General features: G+C 50.8%; 15 protein-coding genes. 12 read left to right on the top strand and 3 right to left on the bottom strand.

The genetic code is table 11. From position 1 onward, the window contains the following. Nucleotides 1-5 precede the first annotated feature (5 nt). The 7 genes from SU32_RS13375 to SU32_RS13345 all read left to right on the top strand — a co-directional run bounded on the left by SU32_RS13375 (nucleotide 6) and on the right by SU32_RS13345 (nucleotide 8,815). Nucleotides 6-1,094, top strand: a complete 1,089-nt coding sequence (locus tag SU32_RS13375; RefSeq protein ID WP_053999883.1) for a coiled-coil domain-containing protein — start codon at nucleotides 6-8, stop codon at nucleotides 1,092-1,094. A gap of 26 nt (nucleotides 1,095-1,120) precedes the next feature. Continuing rightward, complete coding sequence (locus SU32_RS13370) at nucleotides 1,121-2,293, top strand: hypothetical protein (protein WP_053999882.1); 1,173 nt, start codon at nucleotides 1,121-1,123, stop codon at nucleotides 2,291-2,293. A gap of 12 nt (nucleotides 2,294-2,305) precedes the next feature. Continuing rightward, nucleotides 2,306-4,210, top strand: coding sequence for an AAA family ATPase (locus tag SU32_RS13365; protein WP_053999881.1), 1,905 nt, complete (start codon nucleotides 2,306-2,308; stop codon nucleotides 4,208-4,210). Then, a complete protein-coding gene (locus SU32_RS13360) occupies nucleotides 4,210-4,437 on the top strand; it encodes a hypothetical protein (protein WP_053999880.1) in 228 nt (75 codons plus the stop codon). The genes SU32_RS13365 and SU32_RS13360 overlap by 1 nt, the downstream gene beginning before the upstream one ends. 30 nt (nucleotides 4,438-4,467) lie before the next feature. Further along, entirely contained in the window at nucleotides 4,468-5,751 is a 1,284-nt protein-coding gene (locus tag SU32_RS13355) for a DUF6638 family protein (protein WP_053999879.1), read from the top strand. Between the two features lie 19 nt (nucleotides 5,752-5,770). Next, on the top strand, nucleotides 5,771-6,874 hold the full coding sequence (locus SU32_RS13350; protein ID WP_053999878.1) for a DUF2333 family protein: 1,104 nt from the start codon (nucleotides 5,771-5,773) through the stop codon (nucleotides 6,872-6,874). A 261-nt stretch (nucleotides 6,875-7,135) separates the two neighbouring features. Next, a complete protein-coding gene (locus SU32_RS13345; protein ID WP_211097776.1) occupies nucleotides 7,136-8,815 on the top strand; it encodes a formate--tetrahydrofolate ligase in 1,680 nt (559 codons plus the stop codon). Between the two features lies 1 nt (nucleotide 8,816). Here SU32_RS13345 and SU32_RS13340 read toward each other — a convergent pair whose 3' ends face one another. Further along, complete coding sequence (locus SU32_RS13340) at nucleotides 8,817-9,530, bottom strand: DUF1868 domain-containing protein (protein ID WP_053999876.1); 714 nt, start codon at nucleotides 9,528-9,530, stop codon at nucleotides 8,817-8,819. 503 nt (nucleotides 9,531-10,033) lie between these two features. Between SU32_RS13340 and SU32_RS13335 the strand changes: the two genes are divergently transcribed. Beyond that, nucleotides 10,034-12,202 (top strand): anthranilate synthase component I, encoded by a 2,169-nt coding sequence (locus SU32_RS13335; RefSeq protein ID WP_053999875.1) that lies wholly within the window; start codon nucleotides 10,034-10,036, stop codon nucleotides 12,200-12,202. Here the strand turns inward: SU32_RS13335 and SU32_RS13330 are convergent, their stop codons facing one another. Further along, a complete protein-coding gene (locus SU32_RS13330) occupies nucleotides 12,203-12,655 on the bottom strand; it encodes an Lrp/AsnC family transcriptional regulator (protein ID WP_053999874.1) in 453 nt (150 codons plus the stop codon). Nucleotides 12,656-12,728: 73 nt separating this feature from the next. Between SU32_RS13330 and SU32_RS13325 the strand changes: the two genes are divergently transcribed. The 4 genes from SU32_RS13325 to SU32_RS13315 all read left to right on the top strand — a co-directional run bounded on the left by SU32_RS13325 (nucleotide 12,729) and on the right by SU32_RS13315 (nucleotide 16,266). Continuing rightward, complete coding sequence (locus tag SU32_RS13325; RefSeq protein WP_053999873.1) at nucleotides 12,729-13,322, top strand: LysE family translocator; 594 nt, start codon at nucleotides 12,729-12,731, stop codon at nucleotides 13,320-13,322. A 78-nt stretch (nucleotides 13,323-13,400) separates the two neighbouring features. Then, nucleotides 13,401-13,526: a hypothetical protein gene (locus tag SU32_RS17600; RefSeq protein ID WP_281175892.1), complete on the top strand. Its 126-nt coding sequence runs from the start codon at nucleotides 13,401-13,403 to the stop codon at nucleotides 13,524-13,526. Between the two features lie 134 nt (nucleotides 13,527-13,660). Then, complete coding sequence (gene leuA, locus SU32_RS13320) at nucleotides 13,661-15,370, top strand: 2-isopropylmalate synthase (RefSeq protein ID WP_082376749.1); 1,710 nt, start codon at nucleotides 13,661-13,663, stop codon at nucleotides 15,368-15,370. A 215-nt stretch (nucleotides 15,371-15,585) separates the two neighbouring features. Then, complete coding sequence (locus SU32_RS13315; protein WP_053999871.1) at nucleotides 15,586-16,266, top strand: hypothetical protein; 681 nt, start codon at nucleotides 15,586-15,588, stop codon at nucleotides 16,264-16,266. 3 nt (nucleotides 16,267-16,269) lie between these two features. Here the strand turns inward: SU32_RS13315 and SU32_RS13310 are convergent, their stop codons facing one another. After that, nucleotides 16,270-17,181: a metallophosphoesterase family protein gene (locus SU32_RS13310; protein ID WP_053999870.1), complete on the bottom strand. Its 912-nt coding sequence runs from the start codon at nucleotides 17,179-17,181 to the stop codon at nucleotides 16,270-16,272. Nucleotides 17,182-17,210: the final 29 nt, after the last annotated feature.

Below are 17,210 nucleotides of genomic sequence, written 5' to 3'. Positions count from 1 at the left end.
GTTTCATGGCAGTCACGTATAATTTTGATGCGGAAATTCAGCGCACAAAAGATGTCGTTCAGGATATGCAGGGCAAAATCAAGCAATCAGGCGATGTTCTCGACAAAATTGCCGAAACAGACGCCAAAATTGGCGATGCCGAGTTTGATATTGAAAATGCCCGCATTCAGGACGTGCTCAAGCAGCAAAAAGTCATGGAAGGCAATATGGCCGACCTTATCATCGGGCTTGAAGATGCAACCAATGTGTTTGGCTCTGAATTTGAATCGATGAAATCTTATACGGGCTGGGAGAAGTTTGTCGGGCTTTTCTCCAAACAGCGTATGCAGCGTATGCGTTCCGAGCGCGTGCGAAATATGTCGCTTGCCGGTAACCTTCAGGAACTGCTGAATAAATCAGACACGATTGTCGGTATTTTAAAAGACCAGAAGAATATTCTGGACGAGCGTTATGCCAATTCTGAGGCGTCACTGCGCACTGTCATTGAGCGCCGCAAAACCACAATGACCAATCTTGAAGCAACACAGGCGCGCATTGAGGAATTAAACCCGATGTTGCTTGATCTTGAAAACAAGATTGCCGCGACGACCAATCAGAAAGACCGCACCCAACTGGAAGGGGAGCGCTCAAAGCTGGCAACCGAATATAATGAAGCGCAATCCAAAGAGCAGGAATTGCTTGCTGAAAGCCAGACATTGGAGCGCTACACCTCAATGTTCCAGACATTTGTGGACTCGCTGAACAATCAGATTGCAGCGCAGAACACGCTCATAAACAAGCTGACGATCGATACAGAGCAGCGCATCGTGCTTTATAAATCTCTGGAAGATTCGCTTAAAACCGCAGCCCAGCAAGATGTGGCGCATAAGATCAACACGCTTGGTTCGCAGGTTGATACAGCCGCCGAAACCACAATGGCGGGGATCGGTGCCGCGGCCCAGAAACATATTGGCGATCTCTTGGAAATGCACGAAGGCAATATGGTGGCAACCGCCGACATTCAGCGCCGCAAAAAGCTTGCCGATGACGCATTTGCACGCCGGTTTGAAGAGGTTATGCGCAAGCATGATGCCGGACAATATGTAAAAAGCTAAGGCGGTACTGATCGGAACGCCTGTCAATGAGCACGACAAAAAACAAGAAAGCCGATAGCGCAGACACCAGTGCGGTGTCGCGCTATTTTCATTCAATCGAAGCCGCTCTGGCAGGGTTGGATGTTTATCTACGTGATTCAAAGTCACCGCTTTACAAGCATGGTCTTGTTGCTCAAACGGTGACGCAATATTTGGCGCGGCTGAATAATTCCTTTAGCAGTTGGCAAAACCGGATCGATTATGAGCCGAGTTTCCGGATCTCGCGTTCGGACAGCGGATTTCCTGTTTTCCAAAATGTGCTTGAACTGGAAAAGGACCGTCAAACGGCTGAAAAGCGTTTGGCTGCAATTCCTGAACCGGATGTCTTACGCGAGGAAATGGCCGACTTTATTTTGCGCCAGAAAGCCTTTCCACGTGAACTGCAAAAAACAATGGCTGAGCGTCTTTACCTTGAAACGGTGCGCGAAGGCGAGGTTTTTTCACCCTTCGTGCTGCCGGAAACAACCAAGGTTTCCGCCAATCCCAAAACCGGACGGCCTTATTATCTGACGCACTGGGGTGTGTTTGACGGGGTGTCGAATTTACCGATGATTTATTCGGTGATGGTGGAGGATTCTTCACCCGACATGATGAAAACGCTGGTTGGCAAAGACGGGCGGCTGCGCGATGATGTGGACGTTCCTTTACCGGTCGGCGGTCTATTAAATCCGGAACTTGCGCGCAAATTTGACCAGTTTGCCGAGGCCAATTCGGCCTATTCTCTGTCACCGACAACCATTGCGACCAATATGGATCAGGAGTTTTTCACGCTCCACCCCAAGCAATTGCGCCGCATCGTTTTAGGCCCGTTTTTCTCGGCGGGAATTACCGAAAACAATGCGACTATTAACCGGATACTGGACCGTGTGGCCAATCCGCAAAATGCGTGGCTGCTTACCTGGACCATTCAGGATGTTTATTCCAAACATGAAAATGAAGGTAAAAAAGGTTTTTGGTCGTCAACGCCTGCGCGTCAGGAATATCATATTGAAACCAATGATTTAGATGCGGCGCGCATGGGCGTTTCAGCTTATGAAAATCATGCGCTCGTGCCGCACGAAGCCTATCAGGCACTTTATGCTGCTGGTGAAATCGACAAGGTTTTCGCCGGATATAAAACACATATCATCTCAGGCGGGCAGGTGATTTCAGACGTTTGAGGGAGTTGAAATATGGACGTTGGTCTGACGCGCATTGACGAGCAGGATATTATAAAACACCGCTCTGTCGCCCAATCCTTTGTGACGCGCTTTATTGTGCTTGAACAATCATCCGGTAAATCCGGAACCGAGCTTGCCGGTACGCGCCGACGTATGGTTTCAACAGTGTCGACGGCGGGCCTTCGCAAAACGCGTGAAGTCGAATTGATGAAAACCATCCAGAGTGTGCGCTCTGATGATGTCATGTTATCGCCCAAGCAGCATGCGCTGGCGTTTCGTGCGCGGCGCGGGATCGCTTTGGCGCTGGCTGTCTCGGATGTGTTTGCGCGCCAGACCGAACTTGAGGCGCTGACTTCCCGCAATGCCACTGCGCCGCTGGACGGCGAAACGGCTGAGAATTTCAAGCAACTTATGGCCGCTTCAGCCTATATCGCGGCCTTCACACTGGCTGCCTATCTGGGGCAAATGCTGGAGACCGATACGGAACCGGGCGAAGATTTAAACGAACCTGATTTTGTGTTCGACACACCGCAGGATTCCGTCAAATCGGTGATTGCGGGATTATCTGCTGCGATTGAAGGGGCACCCGATGATACCAGCCTGCTACAGCGGGCCAAAGCCTATGCGCGTGTCACGCTTGAGGGCCTTATTCAGCGCAAGGGCCGTTTTGCGGGACTGGGCGCTTTTGAAGATAATCATATTCATGTCGAACAGGATGATTTTACGATCAACGGTTTTGACGTTGCGCCGGGGGCAAAGCGAAAGCCGCTGACGATGCAGTTCAAAAAGCCGAACGAAATCATCGGCAACCATATTGCGAAATATCAGGCGATGAAGCTGGCGAAAATGCTCGTCGCCTATGATTTTGACCGGCAGCTTAACCCGTTTGTCGAGCTGGGCGGATTTCTGTTTACGTTTATCGGTGACGGTGCGCCAGGAACCGGTAAAACAATCCTGATTCAGATGGTGGCAGGACTGGTCAATGACTATTGTCAGGTGGCCGGCTATCCGTTCCATTATGAGAATTTCGGTGTGGACCAGATTTCGTCATATCAGGGTAAATCCGGCCAGAACTGCAAAGAGTTCATCAACAATGTAATTTCGCCAAAGGCGATCGGTTTTGGAACCATTGACGATATCGACCAGGTGGCGGCGAAGCGCTCGGATGATCGTGCCTCTGCCGGACAGCAGGAAGTGACAGCGGTTTTGATGGAAAGCTTTGCAGGCGCATCGACCGTTGTGCGCGGCAATTGCTCGTTCGGCATGTTCTCCAACTATCCGGAAAATGTGGATGATGCGCTGCGCCAGAGAGCCGGCGCGCGCTGGCTCGTTGACGGGCCGCAAACGCAGGACGACTATATTGATATCTTCGCACTGCTTGCGGGCAAAAACCATAATATCCCGCTGGGTGATCATGAACTGTTTAAGGCGCAGGCCATCAAAGAGGCGGTCAGCACGGCCTATGCAGGCAGCGCCAAGCCGTCAGAGCAGGGGCTGCTCAATATTTATGACCGGTTCATTGATACCCATGGCAAACCGAAAACCATGGCCGATGTCGGCACCTATCTTCATATGATTAAAGAGGTGGAGCCGCGCTTTACGGGCCGCGCCATCAAGAATGTCACCGACGCAATTAAAATGCGGGCGATGGATATTGATCTGCCGGACGAATGGTTCGAGGCGCCGGAAACTTTTATGCACAAGGATTATGATGCCAAGCGCGATATGATTGCCGAGCTGCGTCAGCCGTTCACCATGGATATGGTGATGCAGGAGATCAACCGCTATGCGGATTCTGAATTCCGGTACACGGATAAGAGCGATAATGCCGCCGTGGAGGAAATCATCCGCCGCGAACGCCAGCGCGAAAAAGCAATCGGCGAAATTGAAGGGATGAAGAGCAGAGGGGCTTGGTGATGATATCGGACGTCGCAGTCGTACTCTTGATGCTCGGATACGGTGTGCTGCATTGCGCAGCGTGTATAGTCTGGTTGGTGGTCCGGCTTGTTAACCCCGGTGCACCAAAGACTGGTCCACTCAAACAAGGTGTCGCTCAACCACTGGCATGGTTTGTGGTTGGCCTGATACCATTTGCACTTGGCTATGCCGGCTTAGTAGAATTTGGAACGGGAATGGGGCTTTGATGAGAGTCTGTTTGTTGGGTGCGCATTAGTATGAAACGTCTTTACGAAAATGAACTCATCTATGGCCGGTTGCTCACCATCGACCAGCCACATTTGATCGAGCGTTATAACAAGGCGCTTAAAGCGTTTGGTATCAAGCCGACTGAACTGACAGCATTTAATATTGATAAGACCGGCTTTTCGCCGCAGGTGGCCGAAGAGCTGGGCGATTATGATTATCTTGACCCCAACGGCATCAACCGGCGCTTTATTATTCTGACCCCGTCGCAGGTATCCCTGCCGGTAGTGCATACACGTTTTTCCAACACCGATGCGCTGATGTATGAATTTTACAGCGACAATATGCGGGTCATCAATGCACTGACGATTAAAGACGTGATCTATGGCGAGATCGAAGACAATGTCTCTGTCGTAAACGACATAGAAGATCTTTTGTCGATCCAGCAGGTGGAATTTCGGGTTCTGTCGGCAGATGATGTAATTGGCAAAGCCAATGAATTGCGCGGTCTGGCTGACCGGCTGAAACATACGCCGGACGCATGGCGCGACGATGATATGCTGAACCGCATGGTCGAACTTTCAAAAAAAGTCGGCGACATACGCGAAAACCAGATGGTGCCGGAACATGTAGTGTTTCGCCACAACGCCTATTGGACCAGCCATTTCGAAGGTGCCTATGTATTCGTTGACGAGCGCATGACCACAGTTATCAGCGATCCGGATGCGCCGGGCTTCAGGCGGTCGCGGCCTTGGCAGGTCAGCTATCTGCCAATCGGTGACTATGATAAGGTCTTTCGTTTTCTGGTTTCTTCAAAGCGTATTGAACTGCCGCGCGCATCATGGATGGAGGAAACCGGATTTCTTGAACATCGCGCCGAGATGATTATCCGTGAGATCATTCATAAGGCGGAACCCGATGTGGATCTAAACAAGGCAGATGCGGTCTGGCTGCAAACATGGCTGCACCGGAATGCAAGCCTTGTGAACAAGGACGGGCGCTATCCGTTTCTCAACCAGATCAAACGCGAAATCGCGAAAAACGGCCGCGTCGATATTAACGAGATACCGGAAGAATACCGCTTCATGTTGGTACGCGCCAAGCCGGACCATCCCGACGCATGGTTGACCAACCGCCTCATTTGCGAATTCAACCGCGTTGATTTTGTCTCGCGTTATATCTTCAATAAGCAGGCGTTTTATGATGATTATGAAGAATATGACGCTCAATATCGTAATCATGTTGTCGAAACGCTTAAAGCCACCTATCTGAAAGATAAGGCAGCGCTGCGCGCGCGTCTTTATGGGCTTGATTGACCGGTAGCCGGAGGGAAGAATGTTAGATCCGATAGTCGCTTTTTTTACGCGTGTGTTTGAATTGATCGGACGGGCGATCGGCATTTTTATCAGTTGGCTCATCTGGCCCTTTGTTGCTTTCCGCAATTGGCTTCGCGGCAAAGGCTGGTTCATCAAGATACCGGTTTTTGCAGTACTGCTGCTGATCGTCCTCAGCTATATGTATCTGTTCTATATCACGCAGTTCTGGTCCACCGGCGACGAGGACTATGTTGCCGCATATAAATTTGAAGAGGTGACAACCGGCGTGGGTGAACAGCTTGCCGATAATAGCTGTCAGCAATCCGCCGTTGTCACCGTTGCCGCAGATTTGATCGATTTTAATGTCAATCAGACCGTGTGGACGCCATCCAACCCGCTTTACAAAGCCGGCTTTATGTTCTTCTGGGATTGGAAGGACACGCCTTTCTTTGACAATAAAGCCGCCTTTCAGCTTGGTGTGAATCAGGTTTTACGCCGCACATCTATCGAGCTGGTCGACCGTCTTGGCCGTGTGCGTGGTACATCGTCTATCAATACGAATTTGCAAAAGGCGCGCGAATCCATCAACTACCGCGAAGATGCGTGGTTTTTGACTTTCTCACCGCCATTCCTGCAACCTTCGACACAAGCGCGCTTGCGTGACGGCCGTCAGAACCTGCTTGATTTCAATGAAGAATTGAAAGTCTGCCGCGCCGACTTTGATGCGCGCGCCGACAATCTGTTGCAGTTTTTTGACCGCATTACCGGCGATATCGGGGCAACCTCTGAGATATTGCAGCGACGCATGGAAGCGGCCAATTTCACCGGTTTTGACGCGCGTGCTGATGACCGCTTTTGGTTCACCTATGGCCAGCTTTACGGTTATTACGGCATCCTGTCGGCGGCGCGGGCAGATTTTCATGAAGTTGCTGTTCAAAGGCAGCTTGGCTCTGTTTGGGACCGTATTGACGAACAGTTCCGCGATGCGCTGACAACCAAACCGCCATTCATTGCCAATAGCAGTAATTCAAGCATGGTGAAGTCGCATCTGGACAGCATCGGATTTGATTTGCTGCGGGTGCGGGCAAATCTTGTTGAGATGCGCGATATTCTGGACCGCTAAAGGATTTAAAGCGGTCAACGGTAAGCCTTAGGTTTGGAGCAGCGCTCTTCGGCATTGCTCTAACCGGGTCGCATAAACATGATGGCGCTCAGAAGGGCTGCGCCTGATTTGCGCTGCACAATATTCACGCTGGTCGCTTTTAGGCTGTTTCACGCCTCTTTCCAGATTGCAGGTTTGGAAAAATATATGCGTCAATGAGCCCATCACGCAAAGCGCGTTCACGGCTTAGCTGCTGTGTCAGTTTCGATGGGAGGCCACACATTGTCCGAATATAAAACCGATATTCAAATCGCACGCGAAGCCAATAAAAAGTCCATTCAGGAAATCGGGGCTAAGCTCGATATACCGTCTGAACATCTGCTTCCCTATGGCCATGACAAGGCTAAAATATCCGCTGAATTTATCAATTCTGTGCAGGGGAACGAGAAGGGAAAGCTGATCCTTGTGACAGCGATCAACCCGACACCGGCAGGTGAAGGAAAAACGACAACGACAGTTGGTTTGGGTGACGGTCTTAACCGGATCGGCAAAAAAGCGGCGATCTGTATCCGCGAAGCTTCGCTCGGTCCGAATTTCGGCATGAAGGGCGGTGCAGCCGGTGGCGGCTATGCGCAGGTTGTGCCTATGGAAGACATGAACCTTCATTTTACCGGTGATTTTCATGCCATTACATCGGCGCACAATTTGCTCTCCGCGATGATCGACAACCATATTTACTGGGGCAATGAACTGGATATCGATATCCGGCGTATCGCGTGGAAACGTGTTGTCGATATGAATGACCGCGCCTTGCGGCAAATTACGGCGTCACTTGGCGGCGTTGCCAACGGTTTTCCGCGTGAAGCCGGATTTGATATTACTGTCGCCTCTGAAGTGATGGCCATTTTGTGCCTGGCAAAGGATATCAAGGACCTTGAAACGCGGCTTGGCGATATGATCGTGGCGTATCGGCGTGATAAAACACCGGTCTTTTGCCGCGATTTGAAAGCTGACGGCGCGATGGCTGTTTTGCTCAAAGATGCTATCCAACCAAACCTGGTACAAACGCTTGAGAACAATCCGGCTTTTGTGCATGGCGGTCCGTTTGCGAATATTGCACATGGATGTAATTCGGTTGTTGCAACCACCACAGCATTGAAAGTTGCTGATTATGTGGTGACAGAGGCAGGCTTTGGCGCCGATCTGGGCGCTGAAAAATTCATGAATATTAAATGCCGTAAAGCTGGACTTGCACCGGACGCAGTTGTTCTGGTTGCAACGGTGCGTGCCATGAAGATGAATGGCGGCGTGGCAAAAGCGGATCTTGGCGAAGAGAATGTGGATGCGGTTAATAATGGCTGCGCAAATCTGGGCCGCCATATATCCAATCTGAAATCCTTCGGTGTGCCCGTTGTCGTTGCCATCAACCATTTTGTCACCGATACGGAAGCCGAAGTGCAGGCGGTGAAAGACTATGTTGCAAAGCAGGGCTCTGAAGCGGTCTTGTGTAAACATTGGGCGCATGGTTCGGCAGGGGTCGAAGATCTGGCTCATAAAGTCGTGCAAATGGCCGATAGCGGTATGGCCAATTTCGCACCGCTTTATCCGGATGAAATGTCCCTGTTTGAAAAGATCGAGACAATTGCCAAGCGCATCTATCATGCCGATGAGGTGTTGGCCGACAAAACAGTGCGCGAGCAGCTTAGAAGCTGGGAAGCGCAAGGTTATGGCCATTTGCCGGTGTGCATGGCCAAGACACAATATTCTTTCTCGACGGACCCGAATTTGCGCGGCGCGCCAACAGGCCATTCTGTTCCCATTCGCGAGGTCAGGCTTTCTGCGGGGGCAGGGTTTATTGTCGTTGTGTGCGGCCAGATAATGACGATGCCGGGTCTGCCGCGTTCGCCTTCTGCCGAAGTCATCCGTTTTAATCATGATGGCGTTATCGAGGGACTGTTTTAAGTCAGAGGTCGAAGACCACCGGCTCAAAATGGTTCATGTCCTCGAATGTGCAAAAATCACTGGTGCCGAGCTCTATGTCCGGCACCTTTGCAAGAAACTCGTCGCTTAGTGCTTTAATTGCCTGCGCGTGAATTCTGGCCTGTTCAGGAGCCATAAATTTGATCAGATAGGCCATTGTTATATGGAATGTATAATCGTCATGATCAGGATGACGATATCCAAAACAATCAGCTAGTTGATCGCGAAAATCGCGCAATGCAATTTCATCTTCGCTTGTTTTGCCTGCAACTGTCAGGCCCAACGGGGTGAGTGCAATGGGTTTGATTTCGAAACGACTCGATTTTGGAAAAGTTTTCAGTTTTTCGACCATATGTGCGGTCACAGAGTCAATTGTTGCATCCATAGGCAGGAATGGAGGCCAAAAGCCTTCCTTTCGCCGAAACTCGATTACGCCTTGGAAAACCGTCATATGATAGCTTGAAACTGGCGTAAACGCGAAGTGTTCTGCGCCCGGCAATGCTTTCATCTTTTGTGCGAGCGCTGCCAGTTCGGTTTGTATCTTCGATCCTTCCGGCACATGGGCGACAATTGTATTGCCCGGTTCAGGTAGGAATTGTCCTTCCGCGTTAAATCGCGTGCCCAAACGCGCAGGAGCCGCGCCTTGTCCTTTGCCAGTCAATTGGTTGATGAAATCCTGCTCGGTGTATTGGGTCATGTAAAGCTCCTTGGGCGAGGAGCTGCTATCGTGAATTTTTGAAAGTTATATGACGCTTAATATGATTTATACACTAAAAAGTTGTATAGATATAGAAATACACCTTTACAATGAATATGGTTGTATTATTGACTGTAGCAACCAGCGGTTATCTTTGATTGTTGAGTTTGGCCGGACACCCTGCTTAATCCGAGCCATAAACGTCAGTTTCATACTGACGAGAAGAGGTTGAACCATTCCGCCCGGTTCAACCTCTTTTTATTCAGAGAAGAGTTCCGCCGGCTTTGCAATTTTTGATTGCACTGCGGCATTTCCGTGCTAAACATTTGCCATGACCAAAACAATGAACATCGCAGCAAACTGGTGGCGCACGCTTTCATAGGCGGGCTTTTTCATGTTTTGACGCATATGCACCGCCTTAGACATAGGGCGGTTTTTTTGTGTCCGCGCATTGTTGAAGGCATAATTCTAGCGGCTCGTTCGAGCAAACAGGCAGATTTGAAATGACGAATGAAGGCCAACGCCAGCAACCGGACCACTTTAGCACACGTGGCGGTGTTGCCATTGAACGTGCGCGCAGCACCGTAGAATATGCCACAGCAATAGACAGTTATTTGGATGCGCTTGATGATCGTCTGGGCGCTGTATTGTCCTCAAATTACGAATATCCGGGCCGCTACACGCGTTGGGATATTGCGATTGTCGATCCGCCGGTTATGATCAGCGCGCGCAAGCGCGATATGCAAATCAAGGCGCTGAATGCGCGCGGGAAGATTATTGTCGCGATGATCAAAAAAGCGCTTGTCGATGAAGCGCATATTGCAAAAATGTCAGATACGGATGAGGGATTGGCAATTATTATTGCCGAGCCGACACGGGTTGTGTCTGAAGAAGAACGCTCGCGCGCGCCTTCGGTGTTTTCCGTTGTGCGTAAAATCGTCAGCCACTTTTATTCACCGCAAGATGACAATCTGGGGTTCTTCGGATCATTTGGCTATGACATCGCTTTTCAGTTCGACCCGATTGAGGAAAAGCTCGAGCGGGCTGAAAACCAGCGCGATCTCGTATTGTTTTTGCCGGACCGTATTCTGGTCGTCGACAATCATTCGGCGGCGGCCTGGGTCGATGAATATGAGTTCAGTGAAGACGGTGCCTCAACGATAGGTTTGCCACGCAAAAAGACATTCGATGCGTTTGAGCCGACGGATGTTGTCCCGCCAAAAGGGGATCACAAGCCGGGTGAATATGCCGATCTTGTGCGCAGCGCCAAAGATAGCTTTTCACGCGGCGATTTGTTCGAAGTCGTGCCGGGTCAGATGTTTTACGAACAGGTTAAAAGCAAGCCGTCTGCAATTGCCCGCCGTCTGAAAGCGACCAACCCTGCGCCTTATTCGTTCTACATGAACTTGGGCAACAATGAATTTTTGATCGGCGCCTCACCGGAAATGTTTGTGCGTGTGACTGGTAAACGCATTGAGACATGTCCTATTTCTGGCACAATCGAACGGGGCGCTGATGCGATTTCTGATTCAGAACAGATCTTGAAACTGCTCAATTCCAAAAAAGATGAATCCGAACTCACCATGTGTTCGGACGTTGATCGCAACGACAAAAGCCGTGTTTGTGAACCGGGTACGGTACGGGTTATCGGCCGCCGCCAGATTGAAATGTATTCGCGTCTCATTCACACCGTTGACCATGTGGAAGGACGTTTGCGTGATGATATGGATGCTTTTGACGGCTTTTTGTCCCATGCATGGGCTGTGACAGTTACCGGTGCGCCAAAGCTTTGGGCTATGCGGTTTATCGAAAATCACGAGAAAAGCCCGCGCGCATGGTATGGCGGCGCGATTGGCATGGTCAAATTCAATGGCGATATGAATACGGGCCTTACGCTTCGCACGATTCAAATACGCGATGGCATTGCATCGGTACGCGCGGGCGCGACGCTTTTGTTTGACTCAGATCCTGAGGCGGAAGAGGCAGAAACCGAATTAAAAGCATCCGCATTGCTTGCCGCCATTCGCGACAGTGCGAAAGGCAACGCACCGACCAGCGAAATCAGTGTTGCGCGTGTGGGCGAGGGCAAACGTATTTTGCTCGTCGATCATGAAGATTCATTTGTGCACACGCTGGCCAATTATTTCCGGCAAACCGGGGCCGATGTGCGCACTGTGCGTTCGCCTGTAGCGGCTGAAATATTTGATGATTACAGGCCTGATCTTGTTGTGTTGTCGCCGGGGCCGGGCAAGCCTTCCGATTTTGATTGCAAGGCGACGATAAAGCAGGCCAGAGCGCGCGACTTACCGGTTTTTGGCGTGTGCCTTGGTTTGCAAGCGCTTACCGAAGCTTATGGCGGCTCATTGCGCCAGCTTGGCTATCCGATGCACGGCAAGCCATCGCGCATCAGAGTGCAAGAGGCGGGGCGGATTTTTTCAGGCCTACCAAAGGAAATCACTGTTGGCCGTTATCATTCGATCTTTGCTGATCCGGCCCGTTTGCCTGAAGTGTTTACAGTGACAGCGGAAACGGAAGACGGCGTGGTCATGGGGATAGAGCATCGCCATGAACCTGTTGCCGCCGTGCAGTTTCATCCCGAAAGCATTATGAGCCTTGGTCACAATGCCGGTATGCGGATGATCGAGAATGTTGTTGCGCATCTGATAAAGTGATTAGGCGCGTTCATCCTTGGACGAGCCGATTACGATGTAGGATGTGATAGCGTTAACCTGAGGCTGGGTTCCCAGAATATCGGTGTGGAAGATTTTATAGGCGACCAAATCTTCCACCTCGACGCGCAGTAGATATTCTTTCTCGCCTGCAATGTTGTGACATTCGCGCACTTGCGGCGCACGCGCGATGGCCTTTTCAAATGCTTCCTGTGAACTTTTTGAATGGTCGCTTAAACCGACGGTAATATAGGCAACAAAGTTGCCGCCGGTTTTGGTTCTATCTATGCGCGCGCGGTATCCGGCAATAATACCGGAGCGCTCCAATTCCTGAACACGGCGCAGACACGCTGAGGGTGACAGGCCAACACGGCTTGAAAGTTCAAGATTGCTTAGTCGCCCGTCAGCTTCAAGTTCTTGCAATATCTTGCTGGATATGTTGTCGATCTTGATCATTTCTTGCAAATTATATCTCTGAGCACATTAAAAAGCAATTTCAAAGCGCCGCTTATGATGCAGGATTGTGCCTATGACCTATGATCTTTTTCTCGCTTTGGTTGGCTTTGCCTTTGTTAGTTCGATAACGCCTGGCCCCAATAATCTGATGCTCATGGCATCCGGTGCAAATTTCGGCTTTGCGCGCACTGTACCGCATATGCTGGGTATCGGGCTCGGGTTTACGCTGATGGTGTTTCTGGTCGGGATTGGCTTGGCGCAAGTTTTTGACAATGTGCCGGTGCTGCATACTGTTTTGAAAGTCGTCAGCGTTTTTTATATGTTCTGGCTGGCTTGGAAGATTGCCAATTCCGCACCGCCGAAGAAAAGCGAGGCGGAAGGCACGCCGATTACATTTTTGCAGGCGGCGGCATTTCAATGGGTAAATCCGAAAGCATGGGCCATGGCACTGACAGCCGTGACGGTCTATTCGCCGTCACGTGATGCGGAAGGGGCGCTTTGGGTCGCGTTGATATTCGGTGCGACCAATTTGCCATCGGTAAGCAGTTGGACCGTGCTTGGCCAGCAAATGCGCCGCCTGCTGACAAACCCCAAACGGTTGACCGCTTTTAACTGGTCCATGGCGGCATTACTGATCGCCTCGCTTTATCCGGTGCTGGGCATGTAAATTGCTGAAAGCTGCAAAATGCCGAACGAAATCTAATTTGCTTCTTGCGCTTCCGGCTTATTTTGTTAGGTTTATTTTATGAGCATGACAATTTTGACATTGCTGGCCGCTTTATCGCTATCTGCTATTGCAGCTGCGAACGCTGCCGCGCGTCGTCGTAAAGCGCTCCTGCTACTTAGAAGCGATCGCTCGGCCCGTTCATAAGGGGCGCCGGGTGGTCGTATCCTCGGCGATCAAAAGCCTGCCCCTTCATCCATCACCATCATTGAATAATTAGCTGGCAAGCGCTAAGCCCGCGCGTAAGAAATGCGCAAAGCTGCTTGCACGACGAGGATATTATGACGAACACTTCTTCCACCCAAGGCATGAAAAGCATGGCGGCGATTGCTTCCAAGTACCGGCCTTACCCGACCATGGATATGAGCGACCGTACCTGGCCGTCTAAGACAATAGACAAGGCACCGATCTGGTGTTCGGTTGATTTGCGTGACGGTAATCAGGCGCTGATCGAACCGATGGGTCATGAACGTAAAACGCGGATGTTCGCGCTACTTTTAAAGATGGGCTTTAAGGAAATCGAGATCGGTTTTCCTTCGGCATCACAGACCGATTTTGACTTTGCACGCTGGTGTGTGGAGGAGGGCAATGTGCCTGATGATGTATCGCTTCAGGTTCTTGTTCAGTGCCGCGAAGAACTGATCACGCGCACATTTGAATCGCTTAAAGGCGCAAAGAGCCCGATCGTTCATTTCTATAATTCGACTTCTGAGTTGCAGCGCCGCGTTGTGTTCAACAAGGATGTGGCGGGCATTAAGCAGATTGCCACCGACGCTGCCAAAATGGTTTCCGATATGGCAGCTAAAGCAGGCGGTGGCTACCGGTTTGAATATTCGCCAGAAAGTTTCACCGGTACTGAAATGGAAGTGGCGCTGGAAATCTGTAATGCGGTGACTGAAATCATTCAGCCAACACCCGACAACAAGCTTATTCTCAACTTGCCGGCGACCGTTGAAATGTCGACACCTAATGTTCACGCCGACCAAATGGAGTGGATTGGACGCCATCTCGATAACCGGGAAAATATCATTTTATCATTACACCCGCACAATGACCGCGGCACGGGCATTGCAGCAACAGAATTGGGCTTGTTGGCTGGTGCCGACCGTGTGGAAGGCACCTTGTTCGGTAATGGCGAGCGTACCGGCAATGTCGACCTTGTGACATTGGCGCTGAATATGTTGACGCAGGGCGTTGATCCTGAACTTGATATTTCTGACATCAACCATATTCGCGATGTGTATGAGCATTGTAACCAGTTGGCGATTCCTGAACGCCATCCCTATGTCGGTGAACTTGTTTACACCGCTTTTTCCGGCTCGCACCAGGATGCGATCAATAAAGGTATGAAGGCGATTAAAGAAACGGATGGCAAGCTTTGGGAAGTGCCATATTTGCCGATTGATCCGCAGGATGTCGGCCGGTCCTATGAGGCGATTATCCGTATTAATTCGCAATCAGGCAAAGGCGGCATTGCCTATATTCTCCAGCAGGATTTTGGTTTGAACCTGCCGCGCAACTTGCAAATCGAGTTCCGCCAAGTGGTGCAGGATATTACCGATAAGGAAGGCGTCGAGCTTTCCGCGCAGCGCATCTATGATGTGTTCATGGCGACATATGTGAAGCTTGTAGCGCCTCGTTTGCGCTTTGAAAGCCATTCAACACAGGCAGACAGCAGCGATAATGAGACGCGTATCGTGCGCGCCAATATTGTTGATGGCAATCAGGCCAAGACGATTGAGGGCAAAGGGACCGGACCGATTGACGGTTTTGTCGATGCGCTTTCAAGAGAGTTCGGCATGAATATATCCGTTAGCGATTATTCGGAACATTCCATGCAACATGGCTCAAATGCTGCTGCAATCACCTATATGCAGCTTGATATTGATGGCGAAACCGTCTTTGGCGCGGGCATTAACAAAAATATTGTTGCATCCTCGCTTGAGGCTATTTTGTCTGCTGTAAACCGCGTTCTTGCACGTAAGGGTTGATTGAAACGCGAAGTTAAACAGAAGAACGGGCATGAGACTCAGTAAACGGGTTTCATGTCCGTTTTTGCATTTGCGCAGGCCGAAACCGGCATTTTGAGGACTAATTGGCAGCAATGTTGGGTGTATCGGCGCTCAAATGATCATTTCCCTTGCAAGAACCTCAAACCCGCCCCAAATTATGGTTAATAATTAGTTTAGCGTATTTGGAGCCAAAAATGGCCTTTGATCGACCTGACCGCGTGAAAAACGCACCCAAAAGCACTCTTGTCGATGCAGTGCGTGATATAAAAATCGCTTCTGCGGAACGCGGCGATATCGTTGTCGACATGAAGGAGGCGGATCGCGCACGCCTCGAGCTTTTGGCGCAAGAGCTTAAACCTGTCTTTGACGAAGTGCCGCTGAGTGATGAGCGCTTTGATTTTGCGATTTCTTCGGGACTGCAACCGCGTTTGTGGATTGATGCCACCGCGCATGTGATGATGGGTAAAGACAGGCGGCAATACCGTTTTGTCCGTGATAGCCGCCTTGGGCGTCTGACGCTTGCGGAAGGCACCGAGATCGAACCGATAGTGCAGGCCGTTACCAAATATATTGCCGAGCGCATTTATGAGCGTGAACTGGCATTTGCGGGCGATGATATTTCCTATCGCGAACAGGCCGGTGATGACGAGGCACCGCAGACAGATAAAGCTGAAGCGGATGAAAGCACTGCAATCCCTGCCGGTGATGTGCGGCAAGAGAAGGGCAGTGACGTCGAAGAAGTGCCAATGGCTGCCAAGGACCGCGCGAGCAAAACATCCGCCAGTCGCATTGGCTGGTTTTTGATTGCCTTGTTCGTTATTGGCGGAACGTTTCTTCTGGCTTACCGCGATGCGATATTCGGCACAATAAGCTAAAATTTAGCCGTAAAGCGTGCGGCTGTCCGTAACATCAAATGTTGCAGAAGTTGCAGAATTGACGCTGTGCGAGGTCAACGTGCAGTGCCAATGGTCAGGTGCGCCGGAAATGACAAAGCGGTTGTAGGTGGCGGCCGGTTTGCGGCCACCGCCGCTTTGGCTGGCAGACGGAACACCGATTACCGGCACTTTGGCACCTTCCGGGCCTTCAATCATATGGCGTTGTGGCAAATGGGTGTGGCCGTGCAATACGAGTTCCGCGCCATATTCACGTATAACATCTTGAAACAGCCCTATGCCGTATAGCCGCTTCTGCGGCGGGGTCGCGTTACGCACGGGCGGATGGTGGATCAATACGACACGAAACAATCCCGCTTTGCGTGTTTGTTCCAGAAGATTGATGAGCTTGACTGACTGGCGTTTACCAAAACGACCCGCAGCGACAAAAGCCGGCGTTGCCACGGCACTGGAAACACCAATGATCGCCACGTTCTCGCGTACACGCAAAAACGGGAACGTTTCGCCTTTAACGTAGTTCTTCTGATCGTCATTGGTCATATAGGGCCACCAAGCCTTGATGGCCTTGGCAAGGGTACCGGCGATATAGGCATCATGATTGCCGGGAACAACGGTAGTTTCGACAGGGTCAAAATTGTCCCGCAGCCATTCAGCCGCTGCTACCACCTCCGCGTCCAGACCGATATTGATCAGATCGCCGGTAATGGCCAGATGGTCCGCATTATCGCGGGCAAGCTCCCCAACCAGACTGTTAAGAGCGGCGGTACCCAAATTGCTGGCGCGGTTACGCCGCCAATTGATGTAACCAGTGATGCGTTTACTGGCTAATTCGCGCAGCTTGGTTTTCGGTAAAGGTCCAAGATGAACATCGGAAATGTGTGCAAGAGTAAAGCCCATTCACTATTAGCTAGCGCCTAATGGGCAAG

The organism is Ahrensia marina (genome assembly GCF_001293565.1).
Taxonomy (GTDB): domain Bacteria; phylum Pseudomonadota; class Alphaproteobacteria; order Rhizobiales; family Rhizobiaceae; genus Ahrensia; species Ahrensia marina.
Note: the sequence above shows the minus strand (reverse complement) of the source record. Positions and strands in the feature narration are given on the sequence as shown.

What these genes read in the sequence shown, in the direction of transcription:
- SU32_RS13375 (WP_053999883.1), top strand. Translation starts at nt 6, where the DNA reads ATGGCAGTCACGTATAATTTTGATGCGGAAATTCAGCGCACAAAAGAT.
- SU32_RS13370 (WP_053999882.1), top strand. Translation starts at nt 1,121, where the DNA reads ATGAGCACGACAAAAAACAAGAAAGCCGATAGCGCAGACACCAGTGCG.
- SU32_RS13365 (WP_053999881.1), top strand. Translation starts at nt 2,306, where the DNA reads ATGGACGTTGGTCTGACGCGCATTGACGAGCAGGATATTATAAAACAC.
- SU32_RS13360 (WP_053999880.1), top strand. Translation starts at nt 4,210, where the DNA reads ATGATATCGGACGTCGCAGTCGTACTCTTGATGCTCGGATACGGTGTG.
- SU32_RS13355 (WP_053999879.1), top strand. Translation starts at nt 4,468, where the DNA reads ATGAAACGTCTTTACGAAAATGAACTCATCTATGGCCGGTTGCTCACC.
- SU32_RS13350 (WP_053999878.1), top strand. Translation starts at nt 5,771, where the DNA reads ATGTTAGATCCGATAGTCGCTTTTTTTACGCGTGTGTTTGAATTGATC.
- SU32_RS13340 (WP_053999876.1), bottom strand. Translation starts at nt 9,530, where the DNA reads ATGACCCAATACACCGAGCAGGATTTCATCAACCAATTGACTGGCAAA.
- SU32_RS13335 (WP_053999875.1), top strand. Translation starts at nt 10,034, where the DNA reads ATGACGAATGAAGGCCAACGCCAGCAACCGGACCACTTTAGCACACGT.
- SU32_RS13330 (WP_053999874.1), bottom strand. Translation starts at nt 12,655, where the DNA reads ATGATCAAGATCGACAACATATCCAGCAAGATATTGCAAGAACTTGAA.
- SU32_RS13325 (WP_053999873.1), top strand. Translation starts at nt 12,729, where the DNA reads ATGACCTATGATCTTTTTCTCGCTTTGGTTGGCTTTGCCTTTGTTAGT.
- SU32_RS17600 (WP_281175892.1), top strand. Translation starts at nt 13,401, where the DNA reads ATGAGCATGACAATTTTGACATTGCTGGCCGCTTTATCGCTATCTGCT.
- leuA (WP_082376749.1), top strand. Translation starts at nt 13,661, where the DNA reads ATGACGAACACTTCTTCCACCCAAGGCATGAAAAGCATGGCGGCGATT.
- SU32_RS13315 (WP_053999871.1), top strand. Translation starts at nt 15,586, where the DNA reads ATGGCCTTTGATCGACCTGACCGCGTGAAAAACGCACCCAAAAGCACT.
- SU32_RS13310 (WP_053999870.1), bottom strand. Translation starts at nt 17,181, where the DNA reads ATGGGCTTTACTCTTGCACACATTTCCGATGTTCATCTTGGACCTTTA.